Genomic DNA, 21,465 nt, shown 5'->3' on the forward strand with positions numbered 1-21,465 from the left:
AGCACAAGGGCGGCCTCGCAAGGGGCGCCATTCATCAATGGAGATAGAGAAATGGCATTTTCAGTCAACTATGACAGCAGCTTCGGCAGCTACAGCATCCATAACTATCTGAACGAGTGGGCGTCGTCATTTGGCGATATCAACCACACCAACGGTAACGTCACCGACTCCAACAGCGGCGGCTTCTATGGCGGCAGCCTGTCCGGCAGCCAATACGCCGTGACCAGCACCGCCAACAACGTTACCTCGTTCGTGGCGGGCGGCAACCTGACCTACACCTTGTTCAATGCCCCGGCGCACACCCTGTACGGCCAGCTGGATTCGCTGTCGTTCGGCGACGGCCTGAACGGCGGCGGCTCCACGCCGTACAACATCCAGGTGCCTGACGTCAGCTTCGGCGGCCTGAACCTCAGCAGCCTGCAGGCGCAGGGCCACGATGGCGTGGTGCATCAGGTGGTGTACGGCCTGATGTCCGGCGATACCGGCGCGCTGGAAACCGCGCTGAACGGCATCCTCGACGACTACGGCCTGAGCGTCAATTCCACCTTCGATCAGGTGGCGGCGGCGACGGCGGTGGGCGTGCAGCATGCCGACAGCCCGGAACTGCTGGCGGCCTGATCGCGGCCGTTTGCCCGCCGGTGCCGCGCGCCCCGGCGGGCATTTTCTCGTTTTTAGCCGATGGAAAACGCCATGAAAAACGCCGTCAGGCGCGGAGAAGTGATGAGCGTGCTGGCCGCATACCGGCGCGGATTTTGGGGCATCGCGCTGTTTACCGCGGTGATCAACCTGCTGATGCTGGCCCCGGCGCTGTACATGCTGCAGGTCTACGATCGCGTGTTGCCGTCGGGCAACCGCATGACGCTGGCGATGCTGACCCTGATGGTGGTCGGCCTTTACCTGTTTATGGGGCTGCTGGAGTGGGTGCGCAGCCAGGTGGTGATCCGCCTCGGCGCCCAGATGGATATGCGCCTGAATCAGCGGGTCTACGACGCCGCCTTTGAAACCAATCTGAAAACCGGCAACCCGCTGGCAGGGCAGGCGCTGAACGATCTGACCAACCTGCGCCAGTTCGCCACCGGCAATGCGCTGTTCGCCTTTTTCGATGCCCCCTGGTTCCCGGTTTATCTGCTGGTGGTTTTTCTGCTCCACCCCTGGCTTGGCGCGTTGGCCAGCGCCGGAGTGATCGTGCTGGTGCTGCTGGCCTGGCTCAACCAGCGGGTGTCGCAGGTGCCGCTCGCGGAGGCCGGCCGGGTCGCGCTGAGCGCCACGCAGCAGGCCAACGGTAACCTGCGCAATGCGGAGGCCATCGCCGCCATGGGGATGCTGACCGATTTGCGCCTGCGCTGGCTGCGGCAGCATCAGCAGTTCCTGCTGTTGCAGAACCGCGCCAGTGAGAAAATCGCCGCCGTCACCGCCTGGTCGAAAACCGTGCGGCTGGCGCTGCAGTCGCTGATGTTGGGCTGCGGCGCGCTGCTGGCGGTCAACGGCGACATTACGCCGGGCATGATGATCGCCGGATCGATCCTGATTGGCAGGGTGCTGGGGCCGATCGATCAGCTGATCGGCGCCTGGAAGCAGTGGTCGTCGGCGCGCCAGTCCCTGCAGCGGCTGGAGGTGATGCTGGCCGCCAACCCGCCGCAGGCGGCGAGCCTGCCGCTGCCGGCGCCCAGCGGCGCATTGGCCGTGAATCAGCTGACCGCCGCTGCGCCCGGGGGGAGCGTACCGGTGTTGCACGGCGTCAGTTTTCGTCTGGAGGCCGGCGAGGTGCTGGGCGTCATTGGTGCGTCCGGCTCCGGCAAAACGCTGCTGATGCGCCAACTGGTCGGCGCGCTGACGCCGCTCAGCGGCGACGTGCGGCTGGACGGCGCGGATCTCCGGCAGTGGGACAAACAGCAGCTGGGGCCGCATATCGGCTATCTGCCGCAGGATATCCAGCTGTTCGCCGGTACGCTGACGGAAAACATCGCCCGCTTTGGCCAGGTTGACGCCGAGAAGGTGGTGGCCGCCGCCGCGCTGGCCGGCGTACACCAATTGATCCTGCATTTGCCCAAAGGGTATGAAACCGAGCTGGGCGAGGGCGGCAGCGGCCTGTCCGGCGGCCAGCGTCAGCGGGTGGCGCTGGCGCGCGCGCTGTATGGCTCTCCGGCGTTGGTGGTGCTGGATGAACCGAATGCCAACCTCGATCGTGAAGGGGAAGAGGCGCTGCAACGGGCGATCGAAGCGCTGAAGGCGCGCGGCACCACCATCGTGTTGGTGACCCACAAACCGGCGATCCTGGCGACGACCGACAAACTGCTGGTGCTGGCCGCCGGCCAGGTGCAGCACTTCGGCCCCAGCGACGCCATCCTGAAGAAACTGCCTGGTTTTGCGCCCGCTGCCGTACCGGCCAACGTCGGGCGCAGCAGCGGCGGCTTCAACGTCAACTACGCCAACTTTGCCAAAACGGCCAGCGGTGAACGAAAAGTATGAGCAATCAGAGTGTGATCCCCGGCGATATCGACGCCCTTTCCCGACAGTTCGACGAAGGGCGTCATTTGCGGCTCGGTGGCTGGCTGGTGCTGCTGGGATTTGGCGGCTTCCTGCTGTGGGGGCTGTTGGCGCCGTTGGATAAGGGCGTGCCGGTTTCCGGCAGCGTGGTGGTGGCCGGTAACCGCAAGGCGGTACAGCACCCGAGCGGCGGCGTGGTGTCGCAAATTCAGGTGCATGAGGGGGACCGGGTCCGCGCCGGGCAGGTGCTGTTGCTGATGGATACCGTCGACAGCCGCACCCAGCGCGATGCGCTGCGCAGCCAGCAGTTGAGCAACGCCGCGCAGCGGGCGCGGCTGCAGGCCGAGCGCGACGGCCTGCAGGCGATCGTTTTCCCCGCGTTGTTGCAAGCGCGGCGGGAGGAACCGGAGGTGATGTCGTTGATGCTGTTGCAACAGCAGCTGTTCACCAGCCGCCGTGCGGCGTTGCAGAGCGAGCTGGCGGCGATCGCGGAGAGCATCGCCGGATCGCAGGCGATGCTGGAGGGGATCCGGCAGTCTTACGCCAGCAAACAGCGGCAAAAGGCCATGTTGCAGGAACAGCTGGGCGGCATGCGCAAGCTGGCGGCACAGGGGTATGTGGCGCGCAACCGGCTGCTGGATCTGGAAGGGCAGTATGCGCAGATCGACGGCCAGGCGTCCGAGGACACGGGCAATATCGGCCGCCTGGGGCGCCAGATCCTGGAGCTGAAGCTGCGGGCGATCCAGCGGCGGGAAGAGTATCAGAAAGAGGTCAGCAGCCAGCTGGCCGAGGTACGGATGAAGCTGGACGAACTGGATAACCGCCTGGCCAAGGCGGAGGCCGATCTGGGCCATACGCAGGTGAAAGCGCCGGTGGCAGGCACCGTGGTGGGGCTGAGCGTGTTCACCGAAGGCGGCGTGATCGGCGCCGGTCAGCAGCTGATGGAGATCGTGCCCAGCGATCGGGGGCTGCAGGTGGAGGCGCGTATCCCGGTCGAGCTGATCGACAAGGTGCAGGTGGGCTTGCCGGTCGAGCTGTTGTTCTCGGCGTTTAACCAAAGCACCACGCCGCGCGTTGAGGGCGAAGTGACGCTGGTCGGGGCCGATCGCCTGACCGACGAGAAAAGCGGTGCGCCCTATTACAGCGTGCGCGCCAAGGTCAGCGAAGCGGGCCTGCAGCGCTTGAACGGGTTGGAGATCCGCCCGGGGATGCCGGTCGAAGGGTTCATCCGCACCGGCGAGCGTTCGATGATGAACTACCTGTTCAAACCGCTGACCGATCGCCTTCACCTGGCGCTGACGGAAGAGTGAGCATGTCGGTTTCTCCACTGCCTTTCGCCGCGCCCGGCGCCGCCATGCCCTGGCGCCGTTGCCTGGTGCTGGTGCTGGCGCTGCACCTGCTGGCCGCGGCGCTGCTCTGGCCCTGGCGAGACAAGGCCGCGCCGCCGTGGGTGCCGCCGCCGGCGGTCATGGTGGTGATGGCCGCCGCACCGCAGGCCCCGGCCGAGGTAAAACAACCGCCGGGAGAAAGGACGCCGCCGCCTCAGGTTGAACCGCCGGCGCCGCCGGAACCCTTGCCGACGGTGAAGGTGCCTGAAGCCGTACGGCCGAACATCGCCGTAGCGCCGAAGCAGAAAAAACCGCCCAAGCCGGTGAAGAAAACCCTCCCGCCACGCACGCCGCCGCAGGAGAAAACGATCGCGCCGCCGAAGGTTCAGGAGCAAAGCGTCGGCGCGCCGCCGCCGGGCCGGGCGGATAAAACGGCCGCGCCGCAAACCCGCCTGACGCCCTATGCGCAGGCGGGGGAGGATAGCTGGCGCAGCCGGATCAACAGCCGCCTTAATCGCTTTAAGCGTTACCCCAAAGACGCATTGCGGCTGAAGCGCCAGGGCGTCGGGCAGGTGCGTTTCACGTTGGACAGGCAGGGCCATGTGCTGGCGGTGACGCTGGTCAGCAGCGCCGGGCTGCCGTCGCTGGATCGCGAAATCCAGGCGCTGGTCAAGCGCGCTTCGCCGTTGCCTACGCCGCCGGCTGATGCTTACGTCAACGGCACGGTGGAATTGACGTTGCCGATCGATTTCAGTTTGCGCGGCGCGGGTTTTTGAGCCGCGACAATATCTCCTCCTGATAAACTCATTTTTCAGCAGCTTGTCCTGCCATTCATTATTTTTGAAGCGTATCGTTATTTTATTTGGCGCGGATAAGTTGGCGTTCTGCGCGATATTTTCATTTAAAAAGCACGAATGCCTTTTATTTTGCGGCTGACAAAAAATAAACAGCTTGACGCTGAGGAGTTCGGGTTCTAGTTTTTAATTATAAAACAGGAACTGAGTTCCATATAGTGGAACAAGGCGGATCATGACAACGCTGGAAAATGCCGCTGCGGTATTAAAACTCTTTTCTCAACAACGCGTGATGCATGGCCAGCCGGGCATTGCATTCAGCGACGTGGTGGGCCAACTGGCGTTGCCGAAAAGCACGGTATCGCGCCTGCTGCAGACCATGGAAAATCAGGGCATGCTGGAGCGCGATCCTGATAGCCGGCGTTACCGCATCGGCGCGCTGTTGCTGGCGGCATCCAGCCACTACCTGTCGATGCCGCTGGTGGACAGCCTGGCGGCCAGTATGGCGCAGCTGTGCCGCCAGACGGCCTGTACCGGCTACCTTTCGATATTGGAAGGGCAGGAAATCATGGTGATGCGCATGTTCCCCGGCCGTCACTTTTTGCAGGTGGTGACTCCGGCGGGTTACCGCTCACCGGCGGCGGAAACCTCGGTCGGCCGGGCGATACTGGCGCGTGAAAGCGACGAGCAGGTTCGGGCGCGTTACGCCGGCGGTTACCGGGCGACTTCGCCCAATGCGCCGCAAACGTTGGATACGCTGTTGCAGAAGTTGCAGCAGGTGAGGCGTGAGGGATGGTCGCTGGCGCGCAATGAAACCCTGAACAGCATCAGTTCGCTGGCGACCGCGCTGGTGAACAAGCACGGCAGCGAGACGGTGGGGCTGTGCCTGTCCTTCCCCTCGCAGGGCGAGGTGCAGCCGTTTGTACCGGAAGTCCTGGCTGAATTAATCGCAGTCAGCCGCCAACTGGCGGAAAAATATGGCGATGATTATTGGCAGCAGATCAAATAACGCGCCTGAGCTATCGTGTTGCATCATAATTAACGAGCGCCGACACCAGGGAACTCATTAATTATATTTCACCGTATTTTACTGGTGATAAATAGATAGGGTAAATAAGAAAATAACCACGTTATGACGCCGGCAGTTCCAAATAATGGAACTGCCGCGGCGAGCTATCGCCTGGCGTTATTTCCGCCACGCGGCAGGGAATATTCAGGGAAACCAAGCATGAAATCAAATAATCCGCTAAAAGAGGCCGGCACGCTGTTGGTCATGGCGCTGCTTTCGGTGGTGGGAGCGATCATCGGCGTTCAGCTGATCACCACGCTGGGCGTGACGCCCAACACCTCGATCATCGGTGCGCTGATCGCCATGCTGTTGGCACGTATTCCGCTGCAAATGTTCCAACGCTACCGCTCGGTGCACACCCAGAACCTGGCGCAGACGGTGATCTCCTCCGCCACCTTCGGCGCGGCCAATTGCCTGCTGATGCCGATTGCGGTGCCTTACGTGATGGGGCAACCGCAGCTTATTTTACCGATGTTCTGCGGCGTGGCGGCGGCGATGCTGCTCGACGCCTATCTGCTTTATCGCCTGTTCGATACCAAAGTGTTCCCCGCCGCCAATGCCTGGCCGCCCGGCGTCGCCGCCGCGGAGGCGATTAAAGCCGGCGATCGCGGCGGCAAGCAGGCCTGGCTTTTGGTGGTGGGCGTAGGGGTGGGCATCGCCGGATCAATGCTCAAGATCCCCATGGCGGCCTTCGGCACCGCCTTTATCGGCAATATCTGGGCGCTGAGCATGTTCGGCGTCGGGCTATTGCTGCGGGCCTACGCCGAGCCGGTAGCCGGTTTTGATATCAACGCCCATTTTATTCCGCACGGCGTGATGGTCGGCGCCGGCCTGGTGGCGCTGATCCAGGTTGCGCAGGTGATCCGTAGCCGCCGCGCCGATAGCGCCGGTTATACCCAGCCGGACAGTGCGGTAAGCAAAGCGCTCGGCCTGGGCGCAGTCGGCTACATCGCCATCGCCGCGTTTTTGGCTCTGGTCGGCGGGCTGTTTAGCGAGATGTCGCTGCCGATGTTGGCGCTGTTCGTGATTTACGCGGCGTTCGCCGCTTTCGTTCATGAGCTGATCGTCGGTATCGCCGCCATGCACTCCGGCTGGTTTCCGGCGTTCGCGGTGGCGTTGATCACCCTGATCGTCGGTATCCTGATCGGTTTCCCACCGCTGGCGCTGTGCATCCTGACCGGTTTTACCGCCGCCACCGGGCCGGCTTTCGCCGACATGGGCTTTGATTTGAAAGCCGGCTTCATCCTGCGCGGCTACGGCGAGGATCTGCGGCAGGAGCTGCTGGGGCGCCGCATTCAGCTGTTTGCGGCGCTGATCGCCTTCCTCATCGCCATTCCGGTGGTTTACCTCTCTTATCACAGCTATTTCCTGCAGGACCTGATCCCGCCGGTCGCGCGCGTTTACGCGAAGACCATCGAAGCCGGTGCGCAGCCGGGCATCGCCTGGAGCCTTTTGATCTGGGCGATCCCCGGCGCCGTGGTACAGCTGATCGGCGGCCCTAAGCGCCAGCTCGGCGTGCTGCTGGCGACCGGCCTGCTGATCAACAACGCCTTGGCCGGGTGGGCGGTGCTGGTGGGCATCGCGCTGCGCGTGGCGATCCTGCGCCGTTGGGGCGATCGCGGCCGCACGCCGATGGAGATCATGGCGGCCGGGTTTATCGCCGGCGACGCGCTCTACAACTTCTTCAGCTCGATTTTTTCCAGCAAGGGCAAATAGCCCCTGCCGATGACATTGGTGAGGTAAAACGACCATGAGTTTGCAACAAACGCTGCAGGTTTTTGAATTGATGGATAGCGCATTCGTCAGCGGCCAGGACGTCGTCGATCTGTTTGCGCCTTACCCGGCGATCCGGGCCAGCACCTTGCGCGCCGACGGGCCGAAGGGTGGCACCGATTTCGTGCGCATCGAGATCCCCGGTAGCGCAGGCAAATTCGCTGGCGGTGCGGCGCCGACGCTGGGCATTATCGGCCGCCTGGGCGGCATCGGCGCGCGGCCGACGCGTATCGGGCTGGTGTCCGACGGCGACGGCGCGATCGCTGCCATTGCCGCCGCGCTGAAGCTGGCGGAGATGCAGCGTAAGGGCGATACGCTGCCGGGCGATGTGATCGTCACCACCCATATTTGCTCGAACGCGCCGACCCGCCCGCACGATCCGGTCGATTTTATGGATTCGCCGATCGATGACGTGACGATGAACGATAATGAAGTGGTGCCGGAGGCGGACGCCATCCTGTCGATCGATACCACCAAAGGCAACCGTATCATCAACCACAAAGGCTATGCGCTGTCGCCGACGGTGAAAGAGGGCTACATCCTGCGGGTGGCGGAAGATCTGTTGCGCATCATGGAGATGACCAGCGGCCGCCCGGCGGTGACCTTCCCGATCACCACGCAGGACATCACCCCTTACGGCAACGGCGTGCATCACCTCAACAGCATCCTGCAGCCCTCGACCGCTACTGCGGCGCCGGTGGTTGGCGTGGCGATTTGCAGCGAATCGGTGGTGCCGGGCTGCGGCACCGGCGCCAGCCACGAAACGGACATCGCGCTGGCGGCCAAATTCGCGGTGGAAGTCGCCAAAGAATTCGGCCGCGGCACCTGCCGGTTCTACGATGCCGCCGAATACGGCCAGCTGCTGGCGCTGTACGGCAGCCTGAGCCACCTGCAAAAAAGGAGATAGATCCATGACGGCTTCATTCGCCACGCTGACCCTCGGTCAGGCGCCGCGCAGCGATATCATGCCGCTGCTGTCTGCTTATCTGCCGGCGGAGCGGGTGAGGCACGTCGGTTTGCTGGACGGCCTGGATGCCGGGCAGATCGCCGAGCGTTATGCGCCGCAACAGGGCGATAAGCTGCTGGTGTCGCGCCTGTTGGACGGCACGCAGGTGACGCTCGGTGCCGCTCGCGTCGAAAGTGGGTTGCAGCAGAAGATCCGCGAGCTGGAGGCGGCGGGGTGCCAGGTGATCCTGTTGCTGTGCACCGGCGAATTCGGCCGCTTGCAGGCGGAACAGGCGCTGTTGCTGGAGCCGGATCGCATTATTCCGCCGTTGATCTCCGCGATCGTCGGCGCACACCGCGTCGGCATCGTGGTGCCGATGGCGGAACAGGTTGGGCAGCAGGCGGGTAAATGGCGGCAGCTGGCGACGCCGCCGAGCTATGCCGTCGCCAGCCCCTATCTGGCAGATGAGGCCGCGCTGGAGCAGGCGGCTTGCGCACTGCTGCGGCAGGGGGCGGAGGTGGTGGTGCTCGACTGCATCGGTTATCACCAGCGCCATCGCGCCTTTTTGCAGGCGCGTCTGTCGGTGCCGGTGCTGCTGTCGAACGTACTGGTCGCCAAGCTGGCCGCAGAGTTAATCGACTGATTCAAATAGCGATAAGTCAGGCACTCGACGCGGCCTCAGGCGCTTTGCGCCCAGGGATCGCCCAGGGCTTCAGCAGCCCTGGCTGCCGATGAGAGGCCCGGCAGCGTTTTCCTCTGCGCCGCGATCGCATTTCGCGCGAAAAACCAGTGACAGATCAACCGCAATCCCCCAATATGGATTTTCCATCAAGATGATTACGCGGGTGCCAGTCTATGCTGAAAGTGAATGAGTATTTTGCCGGAAAAGTGAAGTCTATCGGTTTTGACAGTAGCAGCATCGGTCTTACCAGCGTGGGCGTGATGGAAGAGGGGGAATACACCTTCTCCACCGCGCAACCGGAAGAAATGACGGTGATCACCGGGGCGCTGAAAGTGCTGCTGCCGGGGGCGCCGGACTGGCAGGTGTTTACGCCGGGCGAGAAGTTCTTCGTGCCGGGGCACAGCGAGTTCAACCTGCAGGTGGCCGATGCGACCGCCTATCTGTGCCGCTACCTGAGCAAATAAATTTTGTTCGTTAGGGGAACGCAGGGCTCAGCGGATGCTGGGCCCTGGTCGTTTCTGCGGCGGGATTAACGCTGGGCTTCGCCGCCGAGCGCTTCGATGGTGTTTTTGATCAACGCCGCCAGCTCGCTGGTCATCAGGATAAAGTCGGCGTCAAAGCGCTGAGCGAAGTCATCGCGATCGATATCGTCGTTCTGTTCGCGCAGCGTGTCGGCGAACTTCAGGCGCTTGAGCGAGCCGTCGTCCGACAGCATCAGCTGAATGCGCTCCTGCCAGTCCACCGCCAGTTTGGTCACCAGCTTGCCGGCTTCGATATGCACCGCGATTTCGTCGCTGATCAGATTCTGTTTCTTGCAGCGGATCACGCCGCCTTCTTCCAGAATCGCTTTCAGTTCCGCTTCATCCTGAATGGCGAAGCCGGCCGGCATCTCGCCGGAACGCACCCATTCGGTCAGCGTCAGTTCGATCGGGCTTTCCATGGTCAACGGCACCACCGGCAGCGAGCCGAGGCTCTTGCGCAGCAGCGCCAGCGTATCTTCGGCGCGTTTGGCGCTGGCGGCATCGACCATGATCAGATCGTTGACGGTGTCTATCCACATGAAGGTCTGATTGAAGCGGCTGAACGCGCGCGGCAGCAGGCTGTGCAGCACTTCGTCCTTCAGCGCGTCTTTCTCGGTTTTCTTCAGTTTGCGGTGTTGTTCCGCCTCCAGGCGCTCAATCTTGGCCTGCAGCTCTTGCTTGATGACCGGCGACGGCAGGATTTTCTCTTCCTTGCGCGCGCAGATGACGATCTGGCCGTTGACCGCGTGCGTCAGCGCATCGCTGTGCGAGCCCATCGGGGAGACCCAGCCGGTCTTCGCCATGTCCTGGCTGCCGCACGGCGTGAAGGCGAACGCGCTGAGTTGTTTTTCCATTTCATCCGCGTTTAACGCCACTTCGCGGCTCAAACGGTAAACCATCAAATTCTTAAACCACAGCATAATGTTATCCCTGGCTGGGCGTGCGTTCGGCACGCTGATTCGTCAAAAGCAGGGCGGCATGATAACGAATTGACGCTGAAAAATCGCCCCATTCTCTCCGAATTGCGTCGCCGTACGCAGCGGAAAAGGCCTGGCCGGGGAGAGGGAAACAGGTGATTCATCCGCGCGCTTACATTAGGCTGTGGCAACGCTGCGCTGCATCGAGGAGAAAAAAACGTGCGCATTGGCATCGATTTGGGCGGGACAAAAATTGAAGTGATTGCGTTGGCGGACGACGGGCGGGAGTTGTTTCGCCATCGTATCGCCACGCCGCGTCATGACTACGGGCAAACCCTGGCGGCGATCGCCGGGCTGGTGAAACTGGCGGAAGATCATACCGGCGAACAGGGATCGGTCGGGATCGGCATTCCCGGCACGCTGTCGCCGTTTACCGGGCGGGTGAAAAACGCCAACTCGGTATGGCTCAACGGCCAACCGTTGGACAAGGATCTGTCGGCGCTGTTGGCGCGCGAGGTGCGTATCGCTAACGACGCCAACTGCCTGGCGGTGTCGGAAGCTACCGACGGCGCAGGCGCCGGCGCGCAAACCGTGTTTGCGGTCATTATCGGCACCGGCTGCGGCGCCGGCGTGGCGCTGAACGGCCAGGCGCATTCCGGCGGCAACGGCATCGCCGGCGAATGGGGCCACAATCCGCTGCCGTGGCAGGATGACGATGAGCTGCGTTACGCCCGCGAAGTGCCGTGCTACTGCGGCAAGCCGGGCTGCATCGAAACCTTTATTTCCGGCACCGGTTTCGCCACCGACTATGCGCGCCTGAGCGGCAACGCGCTGCAAGGGCACGAGATCATGGCGCTGAGCGAGCGGGGCGATGCGCTGGCGGAGCAGGCGATCGTTCGCTACGAAATGCGGCTGGCGAAAGCGTTGGCGCACGTGATCAACATTCTGGATCCGGACGTGGTGGTGCTCGGCGGCGGCATGAGCAACGTGGATCGCCTGTACCGCACGGTGCCTGAAAGGGTGAAAGGTTGGGTATTTGGCGGCGAGTGTGAAACGCCGATCCGCAAGGCGGTGCACGGCGACTCCAGCGGCGTACGCGGTGCGGCCTGGCTGTGGCCGCAACAGCAGCGCTAAGCGTTGCAACAAAGCGCGAGACTGCTCGCGCTTTAAACGACTCCCTGTACAAAAACTGGACGGCGCTTTATGCTTTAGCTAACTTAGCTAAGGAGGACGCGTATGGCAATTCAGGCCAATATGCACGAAGCCAAATCCAATCTGAGCCAGCTGGCGGACAGAGCCGCGGAGGGAGAAACCGTGATTATTGCAAAAGCAGGGAAGCCGTACGTACAGCTGGTCGCCATCCAGGGCGAAGCGCGCCGCCCCGGCGCCGCCAAGGGCAAGTTCACCGTGCCGGCGGATTTCAACGCGGGGGATGCGGCCATTGCGGCGCTGTTTGAGGGCGATGAATGAAGCGTCTGCTGCTGGATACCCACACATTGCTGTGGTGGCTGATTGATGACGCCTGCTTGGGCGCGAACGCCAAAAGGCAGATCGCCGATCCGGGCAATGCGGTGTACGTCAGCGCGGCCAGCATTTGGGAGATCTCGATCAAACAGGCGCTGGGCAAGCTGGCGCTGCCGGAAGACATCTTTGCGATCATCGAGGCCGAAGATTTTCTGGCGCTGCCGATGGACGCCTTTCACTGCCAACAGGCCGGGCAACTGCCGCCCTATCATCAGGATCCTTTCGATCGCATGCTGATCGCACAGGCGCAGGCCGAAGGGCTGACGCTGATCTCCGCCGACGCGGTGTTTCCGCAGTACGGCGTGCGGGTGGCGGACGCCCGCCGTTAAGCCGGTTTTTCCTCGCTTTCGCTGCGCACCCGTTCGATATGAATGGTCAGGAACATCATCTCTTCCGTGGTGAGCTGATGCTGATAGTGCTTTTCGATGTGGCGGTTGATCTTGCCGGCGCAGGCGAATGACTCACGGTATTTCTCTTTCACCACCTGATACAGCGAGTCGTCGTCGCTGTCGACGTAGTTTTTCCCCAGCAGGCGCTGGGCGAAGAATTTCAAATGGGTGACGAAACGGTGGTAGCTCAGGGCTTCCTCGTTGTAATCAAAGCGGAAGTGGTATTTGACCAGGTTGAGGATCTCTTGCATCACGCGGGTGATGTGCAGCGTATTGTGCATCTCGTCGTTAAGCTGGGCGTTGACCAGGTGCAGGGCGATAAATCCGGCTTCGTCTTCCGGCAACGCGGTATCCAGCCGTTGGGCGATCAGGGCCAGCGCCTCCAGGCCGACGGCGAACTCGGCCGGATAGAGCTTTTTAATCTCCCACAGCAACGCATTTTTGATATCCAACCCTTCCGCATGGCGCTGCAGAGCGAAATGGATGTGGTCGGTCAACGTGATGTAGACGATGTTATGCAACTTGCCCGGCAGCCGTTCGCGGGCGAGGGTAATAATCTTGTCGGCGGTGGTGACGCAGGCCAGCGGGATCTCGGAGAGCAGCTCTTTATAACGCTCGGCGATTTCGCCGCCGTTATGGGTGAACACCTTTTCGATCAGGCTTTCGTCCAGCGTGTCGCCGGGCTTCTTTTTAAAGCCGATTCCTTTTCCCATTACCACCGTCTCTTCCTGACGGTCGTCCAGCGTAATCACCACGTTATTATTGAGTATTTTAGCGATTTTCATGGTCTTTCCCGGTGTTTCAGCATCCTGAAAACGAAAAAACCTGACGCCCGGAAGCGATCCCGGGCGTCAGGTTTTGCCTGTATTTTATGTTTCTGTCCTGTGGCCTGAGCGGCGGAGGGGATACAGTAACAATCCTGTTATGCCTGCATAATAACCCGTGCTCGCCGCGGCTCAACGCTTTTCACTGCGGAGTGCCGCCGCGGTCACACTTCTGTACCGCGCACGGCGGGATCATTCCAGCCTGAAGTGCGCCTCCAGCCGGCTGACGCCGAGCCCGTTGACCTTTTTCACTTTGATCTGCACCGGAATGCGCTCTTTCATCGCCTCGACGTGGCTGATCACGCCAATGGTTTTACCGGAAGCATTCAGGCTGTCCAGCGCGTCCAGCGCAGTATCGAGGGTTTCGGCGTCCAGCGTGCCGAAGCCTTCGTCGAGGAACAGCGAGTCGATGCTGGTTTTGTGGCTGACCAGATCGGACAACGCCAGCGCCAGCGCCAGGCTGACCAAGAAGCTCTCGCCGCCGGACAAGGTACGGGTATCGCGCAGCGCGTCGGCCTGCCAGGTGTCCACCACCTGCAGCTCCAGCGCGTCGCTGGTTTTGCGCTGCAGCAGGTAGCGCCCGTGCAGCCGGCCGAGCTGAAGGTTGGCCAGATAAACCAGATGATCGAGCGTCAGCCCCTGCGCGAAGCGGCGGAACTTGTCGCCTTCTTTCGAGCCGATCAGCTGGTTGAGGTAGCTCCAGTCGTCGTAGTCTTGCTGGCTGCGGGCGATTTGCTCGAACAGCGCCTGTTGATTGAGACGGCGGGCGGCGTCGCTTTCCAGCTGGTTGCGCAGCTCGCCCTGGCTCAGCTGCAGCGCCTTCAACTGCTGTGCCAGCTCGGCCAACGATTGGGTGAGTACGTCGAGATCCGCGTTGGCTTCATCCACCCCTTCCGGGCGGTTCTGCCGATGCTGCTCCAGCGTTTGCGTTGCCTGAGCCAGCAGGGCCGCAGCCTCTACCTGCCGCTGCTGCAGCTGCTCTTTGCGCTGCTGCAATTCGCGGCGCAGGGCGTCGTCCAGCAGCGCGGCGGCGAAGGCAGTTTCATCGGCGAATTCGCTGTCGGCCAGCGCCTGCTGCCATTGCTGCTCCGCCTGCTGCAGCCGTTCCTGCATTTGGGTGTGCTGTTGTTGCAACCCGGCCTGCTGGCCGGCCAGGCGCTCGCGCAGTTCCTGCGCCTTTTGCCACTGCTCGGCGGCCTGCAAGCTGGCCTGTTCACCGGCGGTTTGTTTGGCGCGCAGCTGTTCCCGCACCTCGGCGACTCGCTGTTCGCCGAACAGCGCCAGCCGCTGCGCGCGCCGCTCGGCGAGGGTCTTCTCGCCTTCCTGCCAGCGTTGAAGCAGGTCTTGCTGCTGTTGCAGGCTGTCGGCGTGGGTTTTCTGCAGCAGCGTAAAGCGCTCTTCGAGCAGCGCCAGCTGTTGCTGCGCCTGCTGCTGCTGCGTTTGCAGAGCGGCGAGCGCGTCTTTTGCCTGTTGTACCGCCTGCGCCGCCTGTTCATGCTGCTGCAGCGCGTGCTGCCCGCGCCGCTCTTCGTCGTCGCAGCCGCTCAGCCAGGCGCTGAGTTGCTCGCCCTCCGCCAGGGTAAAGTCGAATGCCAGCGGCGCGCTGAGCTGCTGCCATTGCTGCTGTTGGGCAGCCAGCTGCTGCTCATCCTGCGCGATAGCCTGCTGCTGGCGTTGCTGCTGCTCTTGCAGGCCTTCACAGCGGGTGCGCAGCTCGGTGCCCTGGGTTTGCAGTTTCTCGGCGAGGGTGCGCATCTCAACCAAGCGTTGTTCCGTCGCCGAAGGCTGCACCGCCTGATATTGCTCCACCGCCGGATGGCTGGTGGAGCCGCACAGCGGGCAGGGTGCGCCGCTCTGCAACAGGGCGCGCTCCGCTTCCAGGCTGACGATGCGTTTTTCCAGCTCGTGGATCCGCTCCACTTCCTGCAGCTGCGCCTTGTGCTGTTTGAATTGCTGACGCGCGTTCTCCAGCTGGTGTTGCAGCCCGGCGAGCTGCGTTTGCCGCTCGGCGTGCTCCGCCTGTTGCCGGGCCAGACGCTCGCGGGTCTGACGGTAAAGGGAAGCGAGCGTGAATAACTGCTGACGCGTTGGGCGCAGATCCGCCAGGGCGCTCAGGCGTTGGCGCAGCGGGGCCAGCGGCGTTTGCGCCTCCAGCGCCTGTTGCTGCTGCCGTTGAACGGCCAGCGCTTCGGTCAGCGCGTTCAGCTGCTGCTGATGCTGTGCGGCCTGCGCCGTCAGTTGGCGGCGCTGGGCGGTGAGCTGCTCCAGCGCCGCCTGCTGTTGGGCGCACTGCTGCGCGGCGGCATCGCCGGCCTGTCGCCGCTCGGCCTGCGTCGACTGCAGTTGGGCGATCTGATGGTCGAGCGGGGCGACCTGTTCATCGATCAGCTGTTGCTGTTGCCGCATATGCTCGGCATGAGCTTGCTGCGCCAGACGAGCCTTTTCCACCGCCAGCTGCAGCGGCGCCAGCTGCGCCGAGTGCTGCGCCTGTTGCTGCGTCAACTGGGCTGCCTGCTGCTGTATCGTCTGCAGCTCGGCGCGGCAGCGATCGCGTTCGCCGCGCAGCGGCCGCAATTTCTCGGCCGGTTCGCTGAGCGCCAGCCGCTGCAGCTGTGGGGCAGCCTCGGCCCGCTCGCGCTGGACGGTGTCCAGCCGCCGTTGCCCCTCGTTTTGCTGTTGCTGGAGGTGCTGCCATTGCTGCAGCCAGCTCAGCGCCTGTTGCTGCCGCTGGGTGTGCTCGCCGAGGGCGCTTTCCTGCACGCTCAGCGCCGTCAGCTGTTCGGTCAGAGACTGGCGCTGCTCGTCGTTCAGCAGTTCGATGCCGCTGGCGCGTTGGTGCAACGCATCCAGCTCGGTTTTGGCCAGCTTGTGCGACTCGAATACCTGCTCGGACAGCCGCCCATAGATTTCGGTGCCGGTCAGCTCTTCCAACAGCTCGGCGCGATCGTTGGCGTCGGCGTTGAGGAACGCGGCGAACTGCCCCTGGGACAGCATCATCGATTTGGTGAAGCGGCCGAAGTCCAGTCCGGTGATGGCGGCGGTGAGCTCCAGCTTGTCGCGCACTTTATCCGCCAGGATCTTGCCATCCTCGCGGCGCGCCAGTTCGACCTTCGGCGCCTGCAGGTTGCCGTCCGGCGCGTTTTTGGCGCGGCGCTGGCTCCAGAAGGCGCGATAGCCGACGCCCTTGACCTCGAACTCGACCTCCGCCAGCGATTCGGCGGTGTGGCGGGTCATCAGTTCATTCTGGCTCGGCGTGACGTTGAGGCGCGGCGTCTGGTGGTACAGCGCCAGGCAAATGGCGTCCAGCAGGGTGGTTTTGCCCGCGCCGGTCGGGCCGGTAATGGCGAACAGACCGTTGCTGGCGAACGGCTCGGCGGTGAAGTCAATTTTCCATTCGCCCTGCAGCGAGTTGAGGTTTTTTAACCGCAGGCTGAGGATCTTCATGAATTCGTCTCCTCGGCGTTGTGCTGCACCGCATCGACCACCTGGCGGAACATCTGGCGCATCCGCTGTTGTCGCGTTTCGGGCATCTCAGCCTCCTGCGCCAACCTGCGTTCGAACACCTCGTTGACGCTCAGCTCGTTAAGCGTTTCCTTATCCTGCTGCGCGATTGCCTGGCGGCGCTGCTCTTTGCTGCGCCGCAGCAGCACCACTTCCACCGGCAGCGCATCCGCCAGCTGCTGGATGCGGCGCTGGATGTCGCTGAGGTAGTCCTGCGTCGCCACTTCGATATCCAGCCACACCGGCAGCTCGCCGGCATAGTCGGCAAATTGTCGCAGCTGCCGTTCAATCTCCGCCAGATCGCCTTTGATCAGCTGCATGGGCTGGAACTGCGGGATCGTTAACGCTTCTACCCGCTGCAGGGCGCCGTCGGCGAAATCCACCAGGAAGACGCTTTTGGCTTTGCCCAGTTCATCGAAGCTGAGCGGGATCGGTGAGCCGCTATAGCGAATATGTTCCGATTTGGCGACGTTCTGCGCGCGGTGGATGTGGCCCAGCGCGATGTAATCGGCAGGGGGGAAGGCCTGCGCCGGGAAGGCGTCCAGGGTGCCGATATAGATGTCGCGCACCGAGTCGGAGGTGGTGACGCCGACGGTGGTCAGATGGCCGGTGGCGACGATCGGCAGCGGCAAGCCCAGCTGCTCGCGGCGCTCGCAGGCCGCCTGATACAGCGCTTGGTAATGTTCGGCGATGGCTTCCTGCAGCGCCTGCTGTTTCTGCGCGCCGGATTCGCCGGCGCGGCTGGTGAGCAGATCGCGCGGCCGCAGAAAAGGAATGGCGCACAGCACCGCGCCCGGCTGGCCGTCGCGCCGGTTCAGCACCACGATCTGCTGCTCAAGGGCGCTTTGCGCACTCGCGATCACCGTGGTGTTCAGGCAGGAGAGCAGTTCCCGCGATTCGTTCAGCGTCGCTACCGAGTCGTGATTGCCGCCCAGCACCACCAGCTGGCAGCCGGTGCGCTGCAGTTCCACCACGAAACGGTTGTACAGTTCGCGGGCGTAGCTGGGCGGCGAGCCGGTATCGAACAGATCCCCGGCGACGATCAGCGCATCCACCTGTTGCTGTTCGATCTGTTCGATCAGCCAGTTCAGAAAAGCCTGGTGCTCGGCGGCGCGGCTTTTGGTGAAGAAGTACTGGCCAAGGTGCCAGTCAGAGGTGTGGATCAGGCGCATGACACTCCCGGATGCAAAGATAATGGCGATGATTATAAAGGCGGCGGCGGCGGCTGTCCCGGCGCAATGATGATGACAACCGGATGATTTTTCTTTGCGGCGGGAAATAATCGCTATGCTTACTGCCTATAACAGCCGCTTTTTTTCATAAAAGTGTCACAAAACTGACGCATAATGGCGCCCGCAAAGTCGCTAACACATTGGCAGGATTGACGATGGCAAGACGCATACTGGTGGTGGAAGACGAAGCGCCGATCCGTGAGATGGTGTGCTTTGTGTTGGAACAAAATGGTTACCAACCGTTGGAAGCCGAGGATTATGACAGCGCCGTGACGCGCCTGTCTGAGCCGTTCCCTGATTTGGTGTTGCTTGACTGGATGTTGCCCGGGGGATCCGGCATTCAGTTTATCAAACATATGAAGCGCGAAGCGCTGACCCGCGATATCCCGGTGATGATGTTAACCGCACGCGGCGAAGAGGAAGACCGGGTGCGCGGTCTGGAAGTGGGGGCGGATGATTACATCACCAAGCCGTTCTCGCCCAAGGAGCTGGTGGCGCGCATCAAGGCGGTCATGCGCCGCATTTCACCGATGGCGGTGGAAGAAGTGATTGAAATGCAAGGGCTGAGCCTGGACCCCTCCTCCCACCGCGTGATGGCGAACGATCAGGCGTTGGACATGGGGCCGACCGAGTTCAAGCTGCTGCACTTCTTTATGACCCACCCGGAGCGCGTTTATAGCCGCGAGCAGTTGCTTAATCACGTCTGGGGCACTAACGTTTATGTGGAAGACCGTACCGTTGACGTGCATATCCGTCGGCTCCGCAAGGCGTTAGAAACCAGTGGGCATGATAAAATGGTTCAAACCGTTCGGGGCACCGGCTACCGGTTCTCAACGCGCTACTGATCGCGCCGCGCTGGAGAATATGCCGTGTTAGAACGTCTGTCGTGGAAGAGGCTGGCTCTGGAGCTGGCTCTTTTTTGTCTGCCCGCCTTACTGCTGGGGCTGATTTTCGGTTATCTGCCCTGGTTCCTGCTGGCCTCCGCGCTGGCTGCGCTGGTGTGGAATTTCTACAACCAGCTCAAACTTTCCCATTGGCTGTGGATCGACCGCAGCATGACGCCGCCACCCGGCCGCTGGAGCTGGGAGCCGCTGTTCTATGGCCTGTATCAGATGCAGCAACGCAATCGCCGCCGCCGGCGCGAGCTGGCGCTGCTGATCAAGCGCTTTCGCAGCGGGGCCGAATCGCTGCCTGATGCGGTGGTGATGACCACCGTCGAAGGCAATATCTTCTGGTGTAATGGGCTTGCGCAGCATCTGCTCGGCTTCCGCTGGCCGGAAGACAACGGCCAGCACATCCTCAACCTGCTGCGCTATCCGGAATTCAGCCACTACCTGCAACAGCAGGAGTTCTCGCGCCCGCTGACGCTGCAGCTGAACAACGAACACTACGTCGAATTCCGCGTAATGCCTTACTCCGAAGGGCAGCTGCTGATGGTGGCGCGCGACGTCACCCAGATGCGCCAGCTGGAGGGCGCGCGGCGCAACTTCTTCGCCAACGTCAGCCATGAGCTGCGCACGCCGCTGACGGTGCTGCAGGGCTACCTGGAGATGATGGGCGATGAAGAGCAGGACGGCTCGCTGCGCAGCAAGGCACTCAGCACCATGCAAGAGCAGACCCGTCGGATGGACGGGTTGGTTAAGCAGCTGCTGACGCTGTCGCGCATTGAGGCGGCGCCCAATGTCGACATGAACGAGCGGGTGGATATCCCGCTGATGCTGCGGGTGTTGCAGCGCGAGGCGCAGTCGCTGAGCGGTGGCAATCACGAGATCACCTTCCGGGTTAACGAACAGCTCAACGTGTTCGGTAATGAAGACCAGTTGCGCAGCGCGGTGTCTAACCTGGTGTACAACGCGGTCAACCACACGCCTAAGGGCACCCATATCGAAGTGAGCTGGCAGCAGACGGCGCACGGCGCGCAGTTCCAGGTCAGCGATAACGGGCCGGGCATCGCCGCCGAACACCTTCCGCGCCTGACCGAGCGTTTTTACCGCGTCGACAAGGCACGTTCGCGCCAAACCGGCGGCAGCGGGCTGGGGCTGGCGATCGTCAAACACGCGCTCAGCCATCACGACGCGCGGCTGGAGATCCTCAGCGAGCCGGGGATCGGCACGCGCTTTATCTTTACCTTACCCAACCGGTTGATTGTTCCCGCCGCTTTATCAGAGAATGCGGTGAAAAATTAACGCGAGACACCGGTATGACCCGAATAACCCGAGGGCTGTTGCTTTGCCTGGCGCTGCTGGCCGGACGCGGCGCGCTGGCGCAGCCCGATGGCATGTTGGCGGGCAACCTGTCCAGCGTCGGCTCCGACACCCTGGCGAATCTGATGGCGTTGTGGGCGCAGGATTTCAGCCGGCATTACCCCAACGTTAACCTGCAGATCCAGGCCGCCGGCTCGTCGACCGCGCCGACCGCGTTGGCGGCGGGCGCCGCGCAGCTGGGCCCGATGAGCCGGCCGATGAAGGCGGCTGAGGTTTCGGCGTTCGAACACCGTTACGGCTATGCGCCGCTGGCGGTGCCGGTGGCGGTGGATGCGCTGGTGGTGTTGGTGCATCAGGACAACCCGCTGCGCGGCCTCAATCTGCAGCAGCTCGATCGCATTTTCTCCGCCACCCGGCGCTGCGGTGAGAGCAAACCGCTGGCGCGCTGGGGCGAGCTGGGGCTCAGCGGCGACTGGGCGACGCGCTCGCTGCAGCGCTTCGGCCGCAATTCGGCTTCCGGCACCTACGGCTATTTCAAACTGCGCGCGCTGTGCGGCGGCGATTTTATGCCGCGCGTCAATGAGCTGCCCGGCTCAGCTTCGGTGGTGCAGGCGGTGGCCGGTTCGCTCAACGGCATCGGCTATGCCAGCATCGGCTTTCGCGCCAGCGGCGTGCGGCTGCTGCCGTTGGCGGAGTCGGGAGAGGACTATGTCGCACCTACCGCCGCCAACGTGCGCAACGATCGCTACCCGCTGTCGCGCTATCTCTATATCTATATCAACAAAGCCCCCAATCAACCGCTCGAGCCGCTGACCGCCGCGTTCCTCGACCGCGTGCTGTCGACCGCAGGGCAGAGCCTGGTCAATCACGACGGCTATCTGCCGCTGCCGCCGGCCGCCCTGCAGAAGACCCGCCAGGCGCTCGGCTTGCAGCCGCTCGCGTCGGCTACGGTGCAATAAGCGGCAAAAAGCGGCGTAATTTTCGCCTTTTTTCACGGCCAAACGGAGCTTATGCCACGCGAAAACCGGGCATTTATTGGCGTTTTCGCGCGGTAAAGTGATATATGCTTCACGTTTCGTGAATCTGTTGTTCAAAAATGATACAAATCATGTAGTGTATATTTATTGATAGCCAATATGATCGACTGGTGGCAAAAGTTTATATGGTCGATAGCTCTGCTTTTCGCCGTGCGCCTTGCCTTGAAGCGCTATAAACGTTTACCTTAGCCTTCGTTGTCGGATTAAACCTCCATTTTTATAACTCCTAAAATTTTG

The 21,465-nt window shown here is 62.5% G+C and carries 19 protein-coding genes; 15 read left to right on the forward strand and 4 right to left on the reverse strand.

The features are described from left to right. Nucleotides 1–51 precede the first annotated feature (51 nt). The 9 genes from WCL58_RS14510 (at nucleotide 52) to ppnP (ending at nucleotide 9,543) form a co-directional block, all read left to right on the forward strand. The gene (locus WCL58_RS14510; protein ID WP_033642038.1) at nucleotides 52–618 is read left to right on the forward strand and encodes a heme acquisition protein HasA; all 567 of its coding nucleotides are present in this window, start codon (nucleotides 52–54) and stop codon (nucleotides 616–618) included. A 72-nt stretch (nucleotides 619–690) separates the two neighbouring features. Beyond that, a complete protein-coding gene (locus WCL58_RS14515) occupies nucleotides 691–2,469 on the forward strand; it encodes a type I secretion system permease/ATPase (protein WP_164268442.1) in 1,779 nt (592 codons plus the stop codon). Next, nucleotides 2,466–3,797: an HlyD family type I secretion periplasmic adaptor subunit gene (locus WCL58_RS14520; protein ID WP_064290409.1), complete on the forward strand. Its 1,332-nt coding sequence runs from the start codon at nucleotides 2,466–2,468 to the stop codon at nucleotides 3,795–3,797. The genes WCL58_RS14515 and WCL58_RS14520 overlap by 4 nt, the downstream gene beginning before the upstream one ends. Before the next feature lie 2 nt (nucleotides 3,798–3,799). Next, nucleotides 3,800–4,591 carry an energy transducer TonB gene (locus tag WCL58_RS14525; protein WP_060440590.1) on the forward strand — a complete coding sequence of 264 codons (792 nt, stop codon included), beginning with the start codon at nucleotides 3,800–3,802 and terminating at the stop codon, nucleotides 4,589–4,591. A gap of 253 nt (nucleotides 4,592–4,844) precedes the next feature. Continuing rightward, nucleotides 4,845–5,618 (forward strand): IclR family transcriptional regulator, encoded by a 774-nt coding sequence (locus WCL58_RS14530; protein ID WP_197783870.1) that lies wholly within the window; start codon nucleotides 4,845–4,847, stop codon nucleotides 5,616–5,618. A gap of 219 nt (nucleotides 5,619–5,837) precedes the next feature. Then, nucleotides 5,838–7,394, forward strand: a complete 1,557-nt coding sequence (locus WCL58_RS14535; protein WP_060420419.1) for an OPT/YSL family transporter — start codon at nucleotides 5,838–5,840, stop codon at nucleotides 7,392–7,394. A 34-nt stretch (nucleotides 7,395–7,428) separates the two neighbouring features. Then, nucleotides 7,429–8,358 (forward strand): DUF1177 domain-containing protein, encoded by a 930-nt coding sequence (locus WCL58_RS14540; protein WP_336851319.1) that lies wholly within the window; start codon nucleotides 7,429–7,431, stop codon nucleotides 8,356–8,358. A gap of 4 nt (nucleotides 8,359–8,362) precedes the next feature. Next, a complete protein-coding gene (locus tag WCL58_RS14545; protein WP_060423313.1) occupies nucleotides 8,363–9,040 on the forward strand; it encodes an AroM family protein in 678 nt (225 codons plus the stop codon). A gap of 212 nt (nucleotides 9,041–9,252) precedes the next feature. Then, nucleotides 9,253–9,543 (forward strand): pyrimidine/purine nucleoside phosphorylase, encoded by a 291-nt coding sequence (ppnP, locus tag WCL58_RS14550; RefSeq protein WP_004940463.1) that lies wholly within the window; start codon nucleotides 9,253–9,255, stop codon nucleotides 9,541–9,543. A 65-nt stretch (nucleotides 9,544–9,608) separates the two neighbouring features. On the opposite strand, the gene rdgC is transcribed toward ppnP, so the two are convergent. Next, the gene (rdgC, locus tag WCL58_RS14555; RefSeq protein ID WP_004940461.1) at nucleotides 9,609–10,520 is read right to left on the reverse strand and encodes a recombination-associated protein RdgC; all 912 of its coding nucleotides are present in this window, start codon (nucleotides 10,518–10,520) and stop codon (nucleotides 9,609–9,611) included. A 216-nt stretch (nucleotides 10,521–10,736) separates the two neighbouring features. Between rdgC and mak the strand changes: the two genes are divergently transcribed. The 3 genes from mak (at nucleotide 10,737) to WCL58_RS14570 (ending at nucleotide 12,370) form a co-directional block, all read left to right on the forward strand. Continuing rightward, the gene (mak, locus tag WCL58_RS14560; RefSeq protein ID WP_049199829.1) at nucleotides 10,737–11,651 is read left to right on the forward strand and encodes a fructokinase; all 915 of its coding nucleotides are present in this window, start codon (nucleotides 10,737–10,739) and stop codon (nucleotides 11,649–11,651) included. Between the two features lie 102 nt (nucleotides 11,652–11,753). After that, entirely contained in the window at nucleotides 11,754–11,987 is a 234-nt protein-coding gene (locus WCL58_RS14565) for a type II toxin-antitoxin system Phd/YefM family antitoxin (protein ID WP_049199831.1), read from the forward strand. Next, nucleotides 11,984–12,370 carry a type II toxin-antitoxin system VapC family toxin gene (locus WCL58_RS14570; protein ID WP_038873221.1) on the forward strand — a complete coding sequence of 129 codons (387 nt, stop codon included), beginning with the start codon at nucleotides 11,984–11,986 and terminating at the stop codon, nucleotides 12,368–12,370. Before WCL58_RS14565 ends, WCL58_RS14570 begins: the two co-directional genes overlap by 4 nt. On the opposite strand, the gene licT is transcribed toward WCL58_RS14570, so the two are convergent. The 3 genes from licT to sbcD form a co-directional block, all read right to left on the reverse strand. Continuing rightward, nucleotides 12,367–13,215 (reverse strand): BglG family transcription antiterminator LicT, encoded by an 849-nt coding sequence (gene licT / locus WCL58_RS14575; RefSeq protein WP_100396230.1) that lies wholly within the window; start codon nucleotides 13,213–13,215, stop codon nucleotides 12,367–12,369. The genes WCL58_RS14570 and licT overlap by 4 nt on opposite strands. A 231-nt stretch (nucleotides 13,216–13,446) precedes the next feature. After that, entirely contained in the window at nucleotides 13,447–16,698 is a 3,252-nt protein-coding gene (gene sbcC / locus WCL58_RS14580; RefSeq protein ID WP_336851320.1) for an exonuclease subunit SbcC, read from the reverse strand. Then, nucleotides 16,695–17,927 carry an exonuclease subunit SbcD gene (gene sbcD / locus WCL58_RS14585; RefSeq protein ID WP_148876353.1) on the reverse strand — a complete coding sequence of 411 codons (1,233 nt, stop codon included), beginning with the start codon at nucleotides 17,925–17,927 and terminating at the stop codon, nucleotides 16,695–16,697. The genes sbcC and sbcD overlap by 4 nt, the downstream gene beginning before the upstream one ends. Before the next feature lie 215 nt (nucleotides 17,928–18,142). On the opposite strand from sbcD, the gene phoB reads away from it, so the two are divergent. From phoB to WCL58_RS14600, 3 genes are read left to right on the forward strand one after another with little or no spacing between them, the layout of a single operon-like run. Then, nucleotides 18,143–18,832 (forward strand): phosphate response regulator transcription factor PhoB, encoded by a 690-nt coding sequence (gene phoB / locus WCL58_RS14590; RefSeq protein WP_004940438.1) that lies wholly within the window; start codon nucleotides 18,143–18,145, stop codon nucleotides 18,830–18,832. 24 nt (nucleotides 18,833–18,856) lie between these two features. Next, complete coding sequence (gene phoR / locus WCL58_RS14595; protein ID WP_004940434.1) at nucleotides 18,857–20,173, forward strand: phosphate regulon sensor histidine kinase PhoR; 1,317 nt, start codon at nucleotides 18,857–18,859, stop codon at nucleotides 20,171–20,173. Between the two features lie 14 nt (nucleotides 20,174–20,187). Continuing rightward, a complete protein-coding gene (locus WCL58_RS14600) occupies nucleotides 20,188–21,150 on the forward strand; it encodes a PstS family phosphate ABC transporter substrate-binding protein (protein WP_336851321.1) in 963 nt (320 codons plus the stop codon). The last annotated feature ends 315 nt before the right edge of the window (nucleotides 21,151–21,465 follow it).

The organism is Serratia sp. TMDUHS_CL, from assembly GCF_037137105.1.
GTDB lineage: Bacteria > Pseudomonadota > Gammaproteobacteria > Enterobacterales > Enterobacteriaceae > Serratia > Serratia nevei.

Excerpts from the sequence above, each read along its gene's own strand:
- WCL58_RS14510 (WP_033642038.1), top strand. The coding sequence starts at position 52 with ATGGCATTTTCAGTCAACTATGACAGCAGCTTCGGCAGCTACAGCATC.
- WCL58_RS14515 (WP_164268442.1), top strand. The coding sequence starts at position 691 with ATGAAAAACGCCGTCAGGCGCGGAGAAGTGATGAGCGTGCTGGCCGCA.
- WCL58_RS14520 (WP_064290409.1), top strand. The coding sequence starts at position 2,466 with ATGAGCAATCAGAGTGTGATCCCCGGCGATATCGACGCCCTTTCCCGA.
- WCL58_RS14525 (WP_060440590.1), top strand. The coding sequence starts at position 3,800 with ATGTCGGTTTCTCCACTGCCTTTCGCCGCGCCCGGCGCCGCCATGCCC.
- WCL58_RS14530 (WP_197783870.1), top strand. The coding sequence starts at position 4,845 with ATGACAACGCTGGAAAATGCCGCTGCGGTATTAAAACTCTTTTCTCAA.
- WCL58_RS14535 (WP_060420419.1), top strand. The coding sequence starts at position 5,838 with ATGAAATCAAATAATCCGCTAAAAGAGGCCGGCACGCTGTTGGTCATG.
- WCL58_RS14540 (WP_336851319.1), top strand. The coding sequence starts at position 7,429 with ATGAGTTTGCAACAAACGCTGCAGGTTTTTGAATTGATGGATAGCGCA.
- WCL58_RS14545 (WP_060423313.1), top strand. The coding sequence starts at position 8,363 with ATGACGGCTTCATTCGCCACGCTGACCCTCGGTCAGGCGCCGCGCAGC.
- ppnP (WP_004940463.1), top strand. The coding sequence starts at position 9,253 with ATGCTGAAAGTGAATGAGTATTTTGCCGGAAAAGTGAAGTCTATCGGT.
- rdgC (WP_004940461.1), bottom strand. The coding sequence starts at position 10,520 with ATGCTGTGGTTTAAGAATTTGATGGTTTACCGTTTGAGCCGCGAAGTG.
- WCL58_RS14565 (WP_049199831.1), top strand. The coding sequence starts at position 11,754 with ATGGCAATTCAGGCCAATATGCACGAAGCCAAATCCAATCTGAGCCAG.
- WCL58_RS14570 (WP_038873221.1), top strand. The coding sequence starts at position 11,984 with ATGAAGCGTCTGCTGCTGGATACCCACACATTGCTGTGGTGGCTGATT.
- licT (WP_100396230.1), bottom strand. The coding sequence starts at position 13,215 with ATGAAAATCGCTAAAATACTCAATAATAACGTGGTGATTACGCTGGAC.
- sbcC (WP_336851320.1), bottom strand. The coding sequence starts at position 16,698 with ATGAAGATCCTCAGCCTGCGGTTAAAAAACCTCAACTCGCTGCAGGGC.
- sbcD (WP_148876353.1), bottom strand. The coding sequence starts at position 17,927 with ATGCGCCTGATCCACACCTCTGACTGGCACCTTGGCCAGTACTTCTTC.
- phoB (WP_004940438.1), top strand. The coding sequence starts at position 18,143 with ATGGCAAGACGCATACTGGTGGTGGAAGACGAAGCGCCGATCCGTGAG.
- WCL58_RS14600 (WP_336851321.1), top strand. The coding sequence starts at position 20,188 with ATGACCCGAATAACCCGAGGGCTGTTGCTTTGCCTGGCGCTGCTGGCC.